The sequence below is a fragment of the Candidatus Goldiibacteriota bacterium HGW-Goldbacteria-1 genome (assembly GCA_002839855.1).
Taxonomy (GTDB): domain Bacteria; phylum Oederibacteriota; class PGYV01; order PGYV01; family PGYV01; genus PGYV01.
This window is the reverse complement of record PGYV01000001.1, coordinates 158,319-173,638: the sequence shown is the minus strand read 5'-3', so window position 1 is coordinate 173,638 and position 15,320 is coordinate 158,319. Positions and strand designations below refer to the sequence as shown.

The 15,320-nt window shown below is 42.2% G+C and carries 12 protein-coding genes; 10 read left to right on the top strand and 2 right to left on the bottom strand.

Going from position 1 to position 15,320, the window contains the following annotated elements; genetic code table 11:
- Positions 1–267 precede the first annotated feature (267 nt).
- Positions 268–2,199, bottom strand: coding sequence for an aconitate hydratase (locus tag CVV21_00660; protein ID PKL92887.1), 1,932 nt, complete (start codon positions 2,197–2,199; stop codon positions 268–270).
- Between the two features lie 176 nt (positions 2,200–2,375).
- On the opposite strand from CVV21_00660, the gene CVV21_00655 reads away from it, so the two are divergent.
- The 4 genes from CVV21_00655 to CVV21_00640 all read left to right on the top strand — a co-directional run bounded on the left by CVV21_00655 (position 2,376) and on the right by CVV21_00640 (position 6,317).
- Complete coding sequence (locus CVV21_00655) at positions 2,376–3,878, top strand: potassium/proton antiporter (GenBank protein ID PKL92886.1); 1,503 nt, start codon at positions 2,376–2,378, stop codon at positions 3,876–3,878.
- The gene (locus tag CVV21_00650) at positions 3,875–4,234 is read left to right on the top strand and encodes a hypothetical protein (protein PKL92885.1); all 360 of its coding nucleotides are present in this window, start codon (positions 3,875–3,877) and stop codon (positions 4,232–4,234) included. The genes CVV21_00655 and CVV21_00650 overlap by 4 nt, the downstream gene beginning before the upstream one ends.
- A 253-nt stretch (positions 4,235–4,487) precedes the next feature.
- Positions 4,488–4,916: a hypothetical protein gene (locus CVV21_00645; protein ID PKL92884.1), complete on the top strand. Its 429-nt coding sequence runs from the start codon at positions 4,488–4,490 to the stop codon at positions 4,914–4,916.
- 597 nt (positions 4,917–5,513) lie between these two features.
- The gene (locus CVV21_00640; protein PKL92883.1) at positions 5,514–6,317 is read left to right on the top strand and encodes a hypothetical protein; all 804 of its coding nucleotides are present in this window, start codon (positions 5,514–5,516) and stop codon (positions 6,315–6,317) included.
- Between the two features lie 54 nt (positions 6,318–6,371).
- Here the strand turns inward: CVV21_00640 and CVV21_00635 are convergent, their stop codons facing one another.
- Entirely contained in the window at positions 6,372–7,211 is an 840-nt protein-coding gene (locus CVV21_00635) for a hypothetical protein (GenBank protein ID PKL92882.1), read from the bottom strand.
- Positions 7,212–7,277: 66 nt separating this feature from the next.
- Here CVV21_00635 and CVV21_00630 point away from each other — a divergent pair, with 66 nt between their 5' ends.
- The 6 genes from CVV21_00630 (at position 7,278) to CVV21_00605 (ending at position 14,754) form a co-directional block, all read left to right on the top strand.
- A complete protein-coding gene (locus tag CVV21_00630; GenBank protein ID PKL92881.1) occupies positions 7,278–9,200 on the top strand; it encodes a 1,4-alpha-glucan branching enzyme in 1,923 nt (640 codons plus the stop codon).
- Positions 9,200–9,706 (top strand): GNAT family N-acetyltransferase, encoded by a 507-nt coding sequence (locus tag CVV21_00625; protein PKL92880.1) that lies wholly within the window; start codon positions 9,200–9,202, stop codon positions 9,704–9,706. Before CVV21_00630 ends, CVV21_00625 begins: the two co-directional genes overlap by 1 nt.
- A gap of 395 nt (positions 9,707–10,101) precedes the next feature.
- Entirely contained in the window at positions 10,102–11,205 is a 1,104-nt protein-coding gene (locus tag CVV21_00620; protein ID PKL92879.1) for a DUF1016 domain-containing protein, read from the top strand.
- Positions 11,206–11,594: 389 nt separating this feature from the next.
- Positions 11,595–12,218 (top strand): hypothetical protein, encoded by a 624-nt coding sequence (locus CVV21_00615; GenBank protein PKL92878.1) that lies wholly within the window; start codon positions 11,595–11,597, stop codon positions 12,216–12,218.
- A gap of 267 nt (positions 12,219–12,485) precedes the next feature.
- The gene (gene malQ / locus CVV21_00610) at positions 12,486–14,306 is read left to right on the top strand and encodes a 4-alpha-glucanotransferase (GenBank protein ID PKL92877.1); all 1,821 of its coding nucleotides are present in this window, start codon (positions 12,486–12,488) and stop codon (positions 14,304–14,306) included.
- Positions 14,307–14,319: 13 nt separating this feature from the next.
- Positions 14,320–14,754 carry a hypothetical protein gene (locus CVV21_00605; protein ID PKL92876.1) on the top strand — a complete coding sequence of 145 codons (435 nt, stop codon included), beginning with the start codon at positions 14,320–14,322 and terminating at the stop codon, positions 14,752–14,754.
- Positions 14,755–15,320: the final 566 nt, after the last annotated feature.

Genomic DNA, 15,320 nt, shown 5'->3' with positions numbered 1-15,320 from the left:
TAAAGGCTTAATTCATAAAGCGTTATCTTAAAAATAAAAGAATCAGTCAGGTTTTGTATTGGTAGGCGCACCTTTTAAGGTGCGGCAGTTGATTTTGTAATTGGTATTATAATTAAAAGAACACGCACCCTAAAGGGTGCGGCTACCAAACCTATAAATTTTCACGATTTAACTTTAACCAAGCCGCCGGGCCGCTAAACTTTTGAGCTGCTTGTTTTCACGGTTTAGTTTTACCAAACCTCCAAGCATCTAAACCTCCAAGCCTCTTTACTTAATAAGTCTCTTAATATAATCTATCGTCCCGCCGGCAAGAAGAATTTCGCGGTCGCGTTCTGACAGTGAATATGTAAGTGTTATTTTTGTGCCGTTTTCCAATACTGATGCTATGTCACTGCCGTTTTTTATTGACGCCGCAAGATTTTCAAAATTTATGGCAACGCCTTCTTTACATTTTGCGTAATCTTCGGGATTTTTGAAAGTAAGGGGAAGAATACCAAAGTTTATTAGGTTTGCTTTGTGAATACGGGCAAATGATTTTACGATAACCGCTTTTATGCCAAGATACATAGGCGCAAGGGCGGCGTGTTCGCGCGAGCTTCCCTGGCCGTAATTTTCCCCGCCCACAATCACACCGGGTTTATTGGCAAGAGCTTTTTCATAAAACTTTGAATCAAGCTTAACAAAGACGTGTTTTGAAATTTCCGGAATATTGCTTCTTAACGGCAGTATCTTTGCTCCCGCCGGCATTATGTCGTCTGTGGTAATGTTATCGCCGAACGCGGCGATTACCTTTGCCTTTAATGACTGCGCAAGAGGGGATGATTCAGGAAGCGGTTTAATGTTTGGCCCCATGACAATTTTTACGGATTTTCTTTTTGCCGGGGACAGCGGTTTTAATAAAAGTGAATTATTTATTGGGAACTTAATAAGCGGTTTAACTGCCGGGTATTTGCCAAGTTTTGAGGGGTCTGTTATTTTACCCGTAAGGGCTGCTGCCACGGCTGTTTCCACGCTTGCAAGGTATATTTCCGCGTCATTGGTGCCGGAACGCCCTTTAAAGTTGCGGTTGAAAGTTCTGACAGAAACCGCGCCGCTTGAAGGCGCCTGTCCCATTCCAATGCACGGCCCGCAGGCAGATTCAATGATACGCGCGCCCGCTTCCAGAAATATTGCAAAAGCGCCGTTTTTAATCATGGCGTCCATGATAGTCTTGGAACCGGGGGCAATTACAAAAGATACATCCTTGTTTACTTTATTACCTTTTAATATCGCCGCGGCTGTCATTAAGTCTTTATAAGAACTGTTGGTGCAGCTGCCAAGAATTACCTGATTAACTTTTTTATCCTTAATTTCTTTTACTTTTTTCACGTTGTCAGGCATGTGCGGCTGTGCAATCATGGGTTCTACTTTTGCAAGGTCTATTTCTATAACTTTTGAATACTGCGCGTCTTTATCCGGCAATAACTGTTTAAAATCTTTTGCCCTGCCGAAAGCTGCCAGGAAAGCTTTGGTATTATTATCCGAAGGAAAGATGGATGTGGTGGCGCCAAGCTCCGCGCCCATATTGGTGATAACCGCGCGTTCAGGAACGGAAAGTGTTTTTACCCCTTCGCCGAAGTATTCAAATATTTTACCCACGCCGCCTTTTACGGACAGCATCTGCAGTAATAATAAAATTACGTCTTTTGCTGATGACCAGGGTTTTAACTTGCCGGTAAGTTTTACCCCTATTACTTCGGGGCATTTTAAATTAAAAGGGTAGCCCGCAAGCGATGCTGCCACGTCAAGGCCGCCCACGCCAATCGCCAGCATTCCAAGGCCGCCTGCGGTGGGTGTATGGGAATCTGACCCTACAAGTGTCCAGCCCGGGCGCCCGAACCTTTCAAGGTGTACCTGATGGCATATGCCGTTGCCTGGTTTGGAAAACCACAGGCCGTATTTTTCCGCCACTGACTGTAAAAAAGCGTGGTCGTCCGCGTTTTCAAACCCGCTCTGCAGGGTGTTGTGGTCCACATAGCTGACGGAGAGTTTTGTGCCGATTTTTGAAACATTAAAATTTAAAAATTCAAGGTAAGCCATTGTACCGGTGGCGTCCTGTGTCAGCGTCTGGTCTATTTTTATCCCTATTTCCTCGCCGGATATAAGCCTGCCGGATGTCAGATGAGCTTTTAATATTTTTTCTGTGATTGTACCTTTCATTATTATAACCTCCTGATATTATTAAAGTTTAATTAATATAAGTGATTTTAAGTCAAAAGTAAATGTAAAATAATATACGTTTTTATACTGCCCGCTTTAGGGCGTTTCGTTTAATTGACAAAAATGGCACGGCAGATTACAATGATAATATTATAAAAATATAACGGGAGACTTTAATGCAGTATTCGTATGAATCAGTAATTTTTGTAGCCGCGCTTTTGCTGCTTATAAGTGTGGTGCTAAGCAAAGCGTCTGATAAGATAGGCCTTCCCACGCTTCTTATATTTATAGTTATCGGAATGCTGGCCGGTTCAGAGGGTGTTTTTGGAATACACTTTGATGATAATGAAATCGCCAAGGGTATAGGTATTGCCGCTTTGTCCATGATACTTTTCTATGGCGGTATGGACACAAAGTGGGCAATGATAAAGCCTGTTTTAAAAGAAGGCGTGCTGCTTGCCACGATGGGAGTTTTAATGACCGCCGGTATTACAGGCGGTTTGCTGCACTTTTTGCTTAAAATGCCGCTTATTGATTCGATGCTGCTTGGCGCTATAGTCTCTTCAACTGACGCGGCGGCTGTGTTTTCAATATTACGTTCTAAAGGGATTAATTTAAAAGGCAATTTAAAACCGCTGTTAGAACTTGAATCCGGCAGTAACGACCCTATGGCTGTGTTTTTAACAATCGGCATAATTGGCGTAATGACAGGAAGCCATTCTTCGCCGCTTTCTTTAATTCCGTCATTTTTTGTTGAAATGGCAATAGGCCTTGCCGCGGGAGTGATATTCGGCAGGCTTATGGTTGAATTTATTAACCGTATTAACCTTGAATATGACGGCCTTTATCCGGTGCTGACAATGGCGCTTGTAATAATCCTTTACATGGTGACAACACACATAAAAGGCAACGGGTACTTAAGTGTTTATGTTGCGGGTATTGTCCTTGGAAACAGGACGTTTATTCATAAAAATAACCTTATTCGTTTTCATGACGGTGTGGCGTGGCTTATGCAGATTGTAATATTCCTTATGCTGGGGCTGCTTGTTTTTCCTTCTAAAGTCATACCGGTGGCGGGGGATGGAATTATAGCGGGTATAGTGCTTATTTTCCTGGCAAGGCCGGCGGCTGTTTTTGCGTGCCTTTCTTTTTCCAGACTTAATAATAAAGAAAAATTGATGATATCTTGGGTGGGATTAAGGGGCGCTGTCCCGGTTATATTGGCCATATTTCCACTTACTGCCGGTGTGCCGGGAGCGGAAAAAATATTTAATATAGTTTTCTTTACCGTATTATTATCCGCGCTTCTTCAGGGAAGTACAATTTCTCTTGTCTCGCGGTGGCTTGGGCTTGAAGAACCGCTTAAAAACAGAAAGAAAGCCCCGATTGAAATGGATGCGCTTGCCGGTGTTAACGCGGATTTAAACGAAGTCATGATACCCTTTGGATCGGTCGCGGTGGGAAAAAGGCTTTTTGAAATAGGCATACCAAAGGGCGCGCTTGTGACCCTTATATCAAGGGATGAACAGTTTATAATACCGGACGGCGGCACGGTTTTAGAATCCGGGGATGTTATGCTTGTCATGGCGGACAAGACAGCTTTAAAAACTATAGAACGGAATGTTTTTGTGCAGAAAAAAATGGAGCCTGAAAAAGATGAAGAAGGTGATACACAATGATGACAAAAGGGCAGGCAGAGGCAAAGATAGGCGAGATTTTTGTAAAATATGAAAAACGCGATACAGGGCTGGGAGCCGCGGAAGTAAAAGCGTACTTTATAAAAGACGCGGTTTATGTGCGCATGAAAGGCGTGCTTACACACCAGGAAAAGACCCTGTCAGAAACAAAAGACGGAAGGTTTGAAATAAAAATTCTAAGGGCAAAACAGCTTGATATTTCCCGCGGCGCGCTTGTAAAAGAGATTGAAGAAGCGCTAAAAGCAAAGGTGATGTCTGTGCATACGGATATAAGCGGAAATACCGGCGACAGGGTATTTGTGCTGGTAATGGATAAAATTATAGATACGGGTTTTTAGCTTATTTGACTTTGTATTAATACTGTTGTAAAATTAGTTTATAGGATGCGAAAGCTGAAACAGTTAACATAAGGAAGACTGGGCAAAGAGTAAGCGGTAAGCCGCGGACTAATTGAAAAGTAATCCGGGATTTATAAACCAAAGGTTTATAGATTCCGGATTTTGTATTTTAAGGGTAAAAGGAGGCATTTAATGAAAAACCCTGTATGTAAAAGCGGCGCATACTGCCGGGCTGCGGTGTGACGCCGGTTAAATGAAGTATAAGCCCAATAATAAAAATGGAGGTAATAACATGGAAAACAAAGAGATTTTTATGGTTGAAGATGACGTAAATCTGATAAAAAAGATGACTTCGGATAACGGAAGTGTTTATGGCAGCAACAGGAAATATTTTGAGCAGCTTATAAAAGAGGTAAGCAGGGCAACTGTGATAAAAAAAGAGCAGGCGCCTGCCGGCCTTGTAAGGATTAATTCTAAGGTGGAAATTATTGACGAACAAAGCGGGGAGAAAACTATTTTTAAACTGGTGCTTCCGCAGGAAGCTTCGCCGGATGATGATAAAGTATCTGTGTTAGCGCCAATTGGAACCGCGGTTATAGGTTACAGGGAAAATGATGTAATAGAGTGGAAAGTACCGCTGGGAATAATGCGCATAAGGCTGAACAAGGTTGAAAATCCATAAAATAGCATATTAAGCTATAGGCATATAAGAAGAAGCGGTTGAGTAAAAATAGCGCCTTAGAATTTTAAGCAGTTAAGCTATAGCGATAGTATAAAACATGGCACCTTAGCGTTTTAAGCATTAAGCTATAGCGATAACTTGCCAACCATTTTTTAGTTACGCTTCTGCTTAACTGCCTATAGCTTAAACCGCTTTGTTTTCGTTCCTCCGAGCTGCTGAGCTTTTGAACCGTCGGGCTGCAGCCTTACAGGGTTTGGGTATATTTTTTCAGCGCGCGCTCAGCATTAAAGCGCTCCTGCCGTATCAATGCTATCCTTGCGCGGCACGCACTGAAAAAACACACCCAACCCCTGTTTTGTCTCTGTCCTTAAAATTTTCGAATTTCGAATTTTCCATGTTTGTTTTTAATTCCGATCCCCCGTGCATTTGTCCCTTTGTACCCAGGTTTTACAGGGCTTGGGCATACGCAGTGGTAGGCGCGTCCCTTTAGGGCGCGGCAGTTTGTTTTTGTTTTGCATCCGTCCCTCGGTTTTTATTGCTGCTGCTTGATTTTGACGGTTAAAGGGGGTAAAATGTGCAAAATACACAGGAGGTTTTATGAAAAAAACAAGAACGATTATTGTCCTGACGGTAATGATTTTACTGTTTGTATCTGATGTTCAGGCAAAGGATACGGCTGTTAATCCTGTTTCGCAGGCGGATGCAATACTGGCAAAAATTAATTCCGTGACAGATGTAAAAGAAGCGGTGAAACTGCTTGATTCAGCGGATGCTTTGTACAAAAAAGCGGTTGAACCGGCGGGCAAAGATGGCGTGCCGGAAAATGTATATTATCAGCTGGCAAAGTGCGCCAACTATAAATATCATCATATGGATATAGGGACGGTGGATGAAAAGAAAAAGGCGTATGCTGATGTTATTGCGCTTATAGAAAAAAGCGGGCTTGATCCGGAAAAGTCAGAGGTTTATAATTACTGCCTTGGGCTTATGTGGGCAAGGAAAGGCGATATATCAGACCTTTTTGAATCCGCTTCAAACGGTATTGCGGACAAAATTAAAAAATACAGCGAAAAAACAATAGCGCTTGACGGGCCAAATAAACCGGCCGCGCTTATAGTTCTTGGAAGGCTTCATTGGAAAGCGCCGAATATACCTTTTGTGATTACCTGGCCGGATAAAAATAAAGCAAAGAAGCTGTTACAGGAAGCTTTAGCGCTGGAAGACACCAATATAGCAAAGTTATTTCTTGCGGATGCCATGAATGACACCGGCGAGAAAGAAAAAGCGGCGGTATTATTTAAAGAGGTGCTTGCCGCGCCGGTTTCCGCGGAATTGTACTGGCAGGACGTGAAGACAAAAAAGATGTGTGAAACAAGGATAAAAGAACTTGGGATAAAGTAAGAATTTAAATTAAAAAGCCGCGGCAGACGATTAGACTGCCGCGGCTTTTTTTCTTTATATTATGTCGTGTGTTATTCCTATATTGTCTATGTAAAAGTTGATGTCTTTTTGTGATAATCCATAAGCTTTGTACCTTATAACAAAGACTATTTTCTTCAGGTTTGACAGCACATCTTCCGCGGTATAACCTGTGGGATTCAAAAGGCTGCTAAAGTAGAAGTTGTAGCTGTTTGATGTTGTTGAAGGTGTCTGATTGCCTGTATAACAGTATTTACCGTCCTGTGAATAGAAGTAAATTCTGTATGTCATTCCGGATGTACTTGAAATTTTGTGTGTGAAATAAAGGTGGTCGTTATTGGTTATAGCATCCACCGGATTGTTAAGGTTTACGTTTATGGTCACGTAACCGATACTGTCGGCAATGGGCGCCATTACGGTGTAATCACCTTCGGTTGTGCTGAAAGGCAGTGATGTTTTAACCGTTGCCGTTAAAGCAAGGCTGTACGTACCTGAAAGTTGTCCGGAAACTATAGAACTTCCGGTTATTACGGAAGTGCCGCCGTCTGCTGAATCATTTCCCACTGTTATGGTGCCGGGTATGCCATTTACCGTAAAAGCGGAACTGTTATCTTCAAAATCTTCAAATCCGGTGTTGAAATCCAGTACTACAGGTGTTGGTGCGGGTGTGGATGATGATGACGGGCTGTCAGTGGAACAGCTTACCGCGAAAAAAACAGAAAAAAGAACAATAACAAACAGTAAAAACAGATTTCTTTTCATATGAACCTCCCCTTTTTTTATTAAAGAAAGTATATATAAAAGTGGTTTGTTTTTCAAGTTTAATCTGTTTTTTGTCCGATTTAAATACTGTATAGCAGTATTGATTTTTACCATTTAACTTAGTGTCCTGCTGGTGTATAATGAGATCTATATAAAATATATCACCTCAAGGAGTTTCATATGGCAGCCGGAAAAGTAGTGCACGGAATTTCAGTATTTACCGAACACGACGTGTACCTTTATAAAGAAGGCAATCATTTCCGCCTTTATGACAAGATGGGGTCTCATGTCAGGACTGTAAACGGGGAAACCGGGGTGAATTTCGCGGTATGGGCGCCAAACGCAAAACACGTTTCTGTAATAGGTAATTTTAACAATTGGGATTCCACCGCGCACGCCCTTACAATGCGCTGGGATGATTCCGGAATCTGGGAAGGTTTTATTCCGGGGATAGGCAAAGGCGAAATATACAAATATCACATCGTAAGCAATCATAATGATTACCGCGCTGATAAGGGCGACCCGTTTGGGCTATCCTGGGAAATCGCGCCAAAAACGGCGTCTGTGGTATGGGATACCGATTACAACTGGTCAGATGATGAATGGATGAAAGAACGGCACAAGAAAAACGCGCTTAACGCGCCCATGTCCATATATGAAGTGCACCTTGGAAGCTGGCGCAAAACAGGCGACGGCCTTGAATCGCTTGGCTACAAAGAAACCGCGCTCCAGCTGGCGGAATACTGCAAGTATATGGGCTTTACCCACGTGGAATTAATGCCGGTTATGGAACACCCGTTTTTTGCTTCGTGGGGTTATCAGGTTGTAGGTTTTTTTGCGCCCACTTCGCGCTACGGCACGCCGCAGGATTTTATGTATTTTGTGGAACACATGCATAAGAACGGCATTGGCGTAATACTTGACTGGGTGCCTTCGCATTTTCCGTCTGATGAATACGGCCTTATGTATTTTGACGGCACGCATTTATATGAACACGCTGACCCGCGTCAGGGATTTCACCCGGACTGGGGTTCCGCCATATTTAATTATGGAAGGCACGAAGTAATAAATTTCTTAATCTCTAACGCGCTTTTCTGGCTGGATAAATATCACATAGACGGCCTGCGTGTTGACGCGGTGGCTTCCATGCTTTATCTGGACTATTCGCGCAAAGAAGGCGAATGGATACCGAACAAATTCGGGGGCAGGGAAAACTTAGAGGCTATTGATTTTTTAAAGAAATTCAACGAGACGGTTTATAAAGAATATCCTGACACGCAGACAATAGCGGAAGAGTCCACGTCATGGCCCATGGTCACAAGGCCGCTTTACGCCGGCGGGCTTGGGTTTGGTTTTAAATGGAACATGGGCTGGATGAATGATACGCTTTCATATTTTTCCAAGGACACAGTTTACAGAAAATGGCACCAGAACAACCTTACTTTTTCAATGATGTACGCGTTTACCGAAAACTTTATGCTGCCATTGTCCCATGATGAAGTGGTGCATTTAAAAGGGTCTTTAATAAAAAAGATGCCGGGTGATGACTGGCAGAAATTTGCCAACCTTCGCGCGCTTTTATCTTACATGTGGTTTCATCCCGGAAAGAAAATGCTGTTTATGGGCGATGAATTCGGACAGTGGGAAGAGTGGAACGTGAATGTAAGTTTAAACTGGGAATCAGCCGGGTATTACAACCATGACGGCGTAAAGAAAATGGTTAAAAAACTTAATGAACTTTATGTTAGCGAACCCGGGCTTAATAAACACGAGCACGACTGGACCGGCTTTCAGTGGCTGGACTGCGGAAATTACGAAGACTCTGTGCTTTCTTTTGTCAGAAAAAACGAACTTTTCATAGACGATTCCATAGTGGTAATATGCAACTTAACCCCTGTTGTCAGGTCCAATTACCTGCTTGGCGTACCGGACGGCGGCTTCTGGGAAGAGATATTTAATTCTGATTCCCATGAATACTGGGGAAGCAATCAGGGCAATATGGGCGGAGTGCATTCACAGGACACCCCGTGGAACGGAATGGAAAAATCCATCTCTATTACACTGCCGCCTTTGGGCGTAGTGGCGTTTAAGCGCAGGCCGTAATGCCCGGCGGCAAAAAACCTTCACTGATAAAAGTGAAGGGAAAAGAACACACAGGCCGGCTTTTGACACTTATCAATGAAATATGGCCGGAGCATTATACCCCTATCATAGGTGAAGCACAGGTTAAGTATATGCTTGAAACCTATCAATCCGAAGAGCGGATAATAAAAGAAATTCACGACGGCGCGGAGTACTATATCCTTTCCCTCAACGGCACAGACGCCGGCTATATGGCGCTGGAAAATAAGGGCAGCGCGATGTACTTAAGCAAACTGTATGTGGTAAACAGGTTAAGAAATCAGGGGCTGGGAAAGTTTATGAGCGAATTCGCGGAGAAAAGGACAAAAGAAGAAGGGCTTACAAGGATATCTTTAAACGTCCATAAAAACAATAAAAATTCCATTAAGGCGTACGAAAAAATGGGATACATGAAAGTCCGTGAAATAATAAAAGATATAGGGCACGGGTTTATAATGGATGATTATATTATGGAGAAATTTGTTTAGAAAATAAAATTGATTTATTTTTGGGAAGCGTTATTATTGAATGAACGCAAATGGGGGCGGGTTTTTCTAAAATGTAACAGTGCGGATTTTATGGAACGCTATGCGCGTTTTGCAGCGTGCCTGCGTCTTTGTTAAAATATTCAGTAGTGTGTATTTGAATAAACATAGAGGGGGCAATACAAAGATAAAAGAAAGGGCTGTAGGGGGTAAATGTACAAAGTGAATTTTAAAGGCAACGAATCCGTTACCTTTAAAATCAAGGCGGGGTTGAACGGTTTTATCTGACGCCAAAAAAATGGATAGATGCAACGTGGGAGATCGGAATCTGACCGGAAATTTTGATTTGTTGACATAATAAAATTAAAATTATTTTTTATAATACAGGGGAGATAAATATGGGGAAAATTAAAATGAAGATGACAGGATATAAAAAGTTTTATGAAGAAATAAAGGCCAGGGTAGTATCTGCCAGAATAAGCGCTGCCAGGTCCATAGACAGGGAATCTATCTCTATGTATTGGGATATAGGGAAAGAAATTGTTGAAAAACAAGCCAAATATAAATGGGGGGATTCTGTTGTTAAAAGACTGTCTAATGACCTGACAAATGAGTTTGGCAACAGTCATGGATTTTCACCGCATAATTTATGGAGAATGAGACTATTTTACCTGGAATACAAAGATAGCGCAAAAGTAGCACGACTTGTGCTACTTTTGTCATGGGGTAAAAACATACTGATTATGCAGAAGGTTAAGGATATAAAAGAGAGGGAATACTATATAAATACATGTATTGAAAATGGATGGACACACAATGTTTTACTTAATCAGATTAAATCCGATGCTTACAGATATTCTTTAAAGGCAGGGAAACAGAATAATTACACAAAAGCTTTGCCTGCAAATTTGGCCGAGCAGGCTGACGAATCAATGAAGAGTGTTTATAATCTGGGTTTTTTAGGTATCACAAAACCGGTACTTGAAAGAAAGCTTGAAAAACGGCTGGTTGAGAGGGTGAAGTGTTTTATGCTGGAACTTGGTGCGGGGTTTTGTTTCATCGGCAACCAGTACAGGCTGACGCTTGACGGGACAGAGTATTTTATAGATTTGTTGTTTTTCAACCGTAAACTGAAAAGTCTTGTGGCGATAGAACTTAAAACAGGTAAGTTTCAGCCTGAATACGCGGGAAAGATGGACTTTTATCTGAACCTGCTGAATGACCGGGCAAAATACGATGGTGAAAATCCGGCAATAGGCATAATACTTTGTGCCGATAAGAGTAAGATTACGGTTGAGTATGCCTTAAAAAATACCAAAAATCCTGTTGGTGTGGCTGAATACAGGCTGACTAACAGGATGCCGGATGAACTAAAGCAGATAATGCCGCCGGAGAAAGAACTGAAAGAAGGTATAGAGAAGGAAAGAGATGATTTTATGCTTGAAGAGGCAAAGGCTAAATATGGCGAATCCGCCGCATTTAAAAAGACGATAATAACCTGAAAAAATAAATAGGGCATCAGCTAAAAAACCTAAATAAAAAATAATATTTATGTTACAGAGGCTTTATCATGAAACAGCGAATGCGTGGCGGGAAATTTTTATTGGTATGTCTGGCAGTACAGGGAAGTAAACAAAAATTAGAAAGACTTTTAGATTCTTTAAACCTGATTAAGCTTTGTCAGATAAGGCTTATGTAAGCGGAATAACCGCATAAAACCCCTTGTTTTATACCCCATAATTCAAAAAAACTATGTCCTGTTTTTGATATTAGTTGCAGATTTAGGACGGTTATAATCATACACTGTGCCAAAAAGCCCCTGTTTAAAGCGTATAACCACGGCACGGTTATTGCTCTGTATTGATATGTAGTGACAATACGGAGGGTTAAAATGAGCAAAACAATGAAAATTTTAAGAATTTCCATGATACTTCTGGCAGCGGCGGTGATTTTTTCCGTGGTTTCCAATTTAATAACAAATGCAGCACAAAATCATATAACCGCTATGGTATCGCAGGATAAAAAAATATATTCAGAGGCTGTAATGCTAAGAAAGAATATATCCGCATTGGTGTCCGCCCAGACATCCTTATCTGTGTTGCCTGACGGTGTAAACGGCAGTTTTGAAAGCGTAAAAAGCGCACTTGAATTTTTTGCGGTTGTACGGCCTGAAAACTCCGCTGAAATTAACGCGATTATGAAAGGAGCGGTGCTGTTAAAAGACAACGCGCTGGCAGGGAAAATAACCCAAGGGTCGTGGAGGCTATTTGGACAGGTGGATGAATTTGTCGGTAGTGCAATCAAGTCGGCGGCGGGCAAAAATTATAAACTTTCGGGATGGGTATTTTTTATAAGTTTTTTTGGAAGGTTAATATGGGCGGCGTTTTTTGCCGTCTTTGCCGGTTTTGTTTTTTATGGAGTGTCAGGGTTATATAAGGAGGGCTTTCTTAGAAATACCATCAAAGAAAACCGCATAGTTTCCGGGTTAACAGGGTTTATAAATCTGGTAATGTAATACAGACAAACTGTGAGCGGGCAAGATAGCGATGAGTGATAAAAGAGCTGCGGCATAAGGTTCGTATGAGCCCGCGGTTTCTTTTATTTTACAGCTTTAAATAATGTAAATATATTATAGTGTAGGGGCAAAACTTATTACGCCTATACTCTTAAAAACAACAGGTTTTATTTACGTTAGAATGCAAAGTCAGCTGAATTATTAATATACAAATCCACGCCTGCTCTGTATAATATCACGGTATGACATATCATTGCTGGAGGTTATATGCCTTTATACCCGGAAGACACGTATGGATTATTCTTAAAATCAAAAACAGCCGATAAATGGCAGCGGTTCGGCGCCAAAAGAAGGGCGGGCGTCCTTGCCCCTTTATTCTCTTTATACTCCAAAAACAGTATGGGCATTGGTGAAATTCCGGATATAAAACTGCTGGCTGACTGGTGTGTGCAGGCGGGTTTAAGCGTAATACAGTTATTACCCATGAATGATTCTGGGTTTAATTTCACCCCTTATGACTGCCAGAGCACATTTGCGCTTGACCCTATGTATCTTAGAATAGATGAAATAAAGGGGGGCGGCAAACACGAAGCGGAAATTGCAAAACTTAAGAAAAAGTTCCCGGCGGGCAATAAGAGGGTAAACTATAAGGTTAAGGGCGAAAAGCTTAGGCTGCTCTTTAATATTTTTTCGGATTTTGACACTGAAAATAAAAGTTATAAAAAATTTAAAAGTGCCAATAAATTTTGGCTGGATGATTACGCGGCATACAAAGCGCTTAAGGATAAATACGAACAGAAAAGCTGGACCGACTGGGAAGAAGTTTACAGGTTAAGGGAAGAGGACGCGGTAAAACTTTTCTGTGAACAGGAAAGCGCGGCTTTTGAATTTTACAGGTGGCTGCAGTATGAACTTTACCTGCAGTTTGCCGATGCCAAAAAATACTGCAATGATAAGGGCGTGTTCTTACAGGGCGATATCCCTTTTCTGGTGTCGCGCGACAGCGCGGATGTGTGGGCAAACCAGAATTATTTTAAACTTAATTTAAGCTCCGGCGCGCCGCCTGATATGTACTTTGCAAAGGGGCAAAAATGGGGAATGCCGCCGTATAACTGGGAGCGCATTGAAAAACACGGCTTTGACTACCTTATTGAAAAAGTAAAATATTCCGAAAATTTTTATGACATGTTCCGCATTGACCATTTTGTGGGGCTTTTCAGGCTGTGGACCATAAGCACGGACGAGCCGGATAACACGTACGGTTTAAACGGGGCTTTTGACCCGCCGGAAGAGGACAAATGGAAAGAAGCCGGGCAGAAGATACTTGACGCGATGATAAACAGCTGTGATATGCTGCCGTGCGCGGAAGACCTGGGAGTGGTGCCGGTGTGTTCCTATGAAACGCTTCTGGAATACGGCATACCGGGAATGGATGTGCAGCGCTGGACACGCGACTGGGGAAATTCCTATGATTATAAAAATCCCGTTCAGTACAGGGTAAATGCATCCGCCATAATTTCCAGCCATGACACAAGCCCGTTTCTTTTATGGTGGAAGGATGAGTGCGGCACGGTGGACGCGCTGCTTGTGGAAAAACTGTGCGAAGAGAATAATTTTGAAACCGCCTATGTCAGAAAAACGCTTTTTCAGCCGGCCGCAAAGAACGCCGCCAGGATAAGGTTTAAAACAGAACTTAAAAGCGCGGAAGACGTGCTTGCGGCGCTGAATGCTTCGCGCGATAAAGCGTGGATGTTCTATGATATGTTCAATGAAGCCGCGTTTGAAAAAAAGAAATTTATGTACTTTACGGGATGTAATGATAATTCTACTGAAAAAGAACTTGTAAAAGCCGCGCTTATCAAAGCCAATGAAACCGTGTCCGTATTTTCCATACAGCTTATAGTGGACTGGCTGTCGCTGGGTAATGCTTTTGATAAATGGGACATCCGCGACACAAGGATAAACGTACCGGGCAGCGTTGATAACAGCAACTGGTCAATTGTAATGCCGCTTTCGCTGGAAGAAATGCTGTCTTTGGAAATAAACGGGCAGATTAAAGAGATAGTTAAAAAAGCAGACAGAATATAATAAGGAGGGTACAATGGCGGGGATTTTTCTTGAAGAACAGAGGCTGTGGATCGCGAAAGGCACGTATGTTGACGATAAGGGCAGAAAGATAAAGGCAACAGGAGAAACAGAAGTGCTGTTTAAAAGGGGAAAGATAACTATTGAAAGCACGATGAGGCTTCCGGTTAAATTAAATAAAGTGCTGGAATTAAAAAACAGTTATACGGTAAAGCCGGTAAAAAAAGGGAAACACGAAACCGAATGGGAATCAAAAAACCCCACCAGCGGAAATTTTAAGGGGAAGTTTTTAATAGCCGGCACATATATAGTTTCCACATACATCTCCACGGATAATAAATACACCGGATTTGAAACATTTGAATTCAGGCAGGATGGAAGTTATATGAACAAAGGGTATCTGTTTTTTGGTGACAACAAAGTCAGCGAATGGGAAATGGTGTTAAGCTGATAAAGTTTTTTATCGTAGAGCCGCAATATATTGCGGCTTGTTCTATGTATTTGAATTTGTACTGGTAGACGCGGGTCTTCAGCCCGCGGCAGTAGATTTTTGATTTGTTCTTACTTCCTAGCTGCCCAGCCGCTTAGCTGCCCAGCTGCAGTCTTCCAGGTGTTGTGTGTATTTTTTCAGCACGCACCGCAAATTGGTATGCTTGTATCCAAACAACCTTGAAATCTATACTATGTTAATTCATTGGCAATCGGGAACCCGCGGCACAACCGGATTTGCCGGCGTGGCATTACATCCGGATTGCTGCATATATACTTGGTTATCGCGGCACGCACTGAAAAAACACACCCAACCCCTGTGTTTTTCTTCAAATTTTCGAATTTCGAATTTTCGATATTTGTCTTTACGGATTTGGTATGTGCATTGGTAGGCGCACCTTTTAAGGTGCGGCAGTTGATTTAGATTTGTTTTTACTTCCCGGCTGCCCAGCCGCTTAGCTGCCCAGCTGCAGCCCTAACCGGGGTTGTGTGTATTTTTTCAGCACGCGCCGCAAATTGCTGTGCTTG

What these genes read in the sequence shown, in the direction of transcription:
- CVV21_00615 (PKL92878.1), top strand. Translation starts at nt 11,595, where the DNA reads ATGAGCAAAACAATGAAAATTTTAAGAATTTCCATGATACTTCTGGCA.
- CVV21_00655 (PKL92886.1), top strand. Translation starts at nt 2,376, where the DNA reads ATGCAGTATTCGTATGAATCAGTAATTTTTGTAGCCGCGCTTTTGCTG.
- CVV21_00625 (PKL92880.1), top strand. Translation starts at nt 9,200, where the DNA reads ATGCCCGGCGGCAAAAAACCTTCACTGATAAAAGTGAAGGGAAAAGAA.
- CVV21_00660 (PKL92887.1), bottom strand. Translation starts at nt 2,199, where the DNA reads ATGAAAGGTACAATCACAGAAAAAATATTAAAAGCTCATCTGACATCC.
- CVV21_00635 (PKL92882.1), bottom strand. Translation starts at nt 7,211, where the DNA reads ATGGTAAAAATCAATACTGCTATACAGTATTTAAATCGGACAAAAAAC.
- CVV21_00630 (PKL92881.1), top strand. Translation starts at nt 7,278, where the DNA reads ATGGCAGCCGGAAAAGTAGTGCACGGAATTTCAGTATTTACCGAACAC.
- CVV21_00650 (PKL92885.1), top strand. Translation starts at nt 3,875, where the DNA reads ATGATGACAAAAGGGCAGGCAGAGGCAAAGATAGGCGAGATTTTTGTA.
- CVV21_00645 (PKL92884.1), top strand. Translation starts at nt 4,488, where the DNA reads ATGAAGTATAAGCCCAATAATAAAAATGGAGGTAATAACATGGAAAAC.
- CVV21_00640 (PKL92883.1), top strand. Translation starts at nt 5,514, where the DNA reads ATGAAAAAAACAAGAACGATTATTGTCCTGACGGTAATGATTTTACTG.
- CVV21_00620 (PKL92879.1), top strand. Translation starts at nt 10,102, where the DNA reads ATGGGGAAAATTAAAATGAAGATGACAGGATATAAAAAGTTTTATGAA.
- CVV21_00605 (PKL92876.1), top strand. Translation starts at nt 14,320, where the DNA reads ATGGCGGGGATTTTTCTTGAAGAACAGAGGCTGTGGATCGCGAAAGGC.
- malQ (PKL92877.1), top strand. Translation starts at nt 12,486, where the DNA reads ATGCCTTTATACCCGGAAGACACGTATGGATTATTCTTAAAATCAAAA.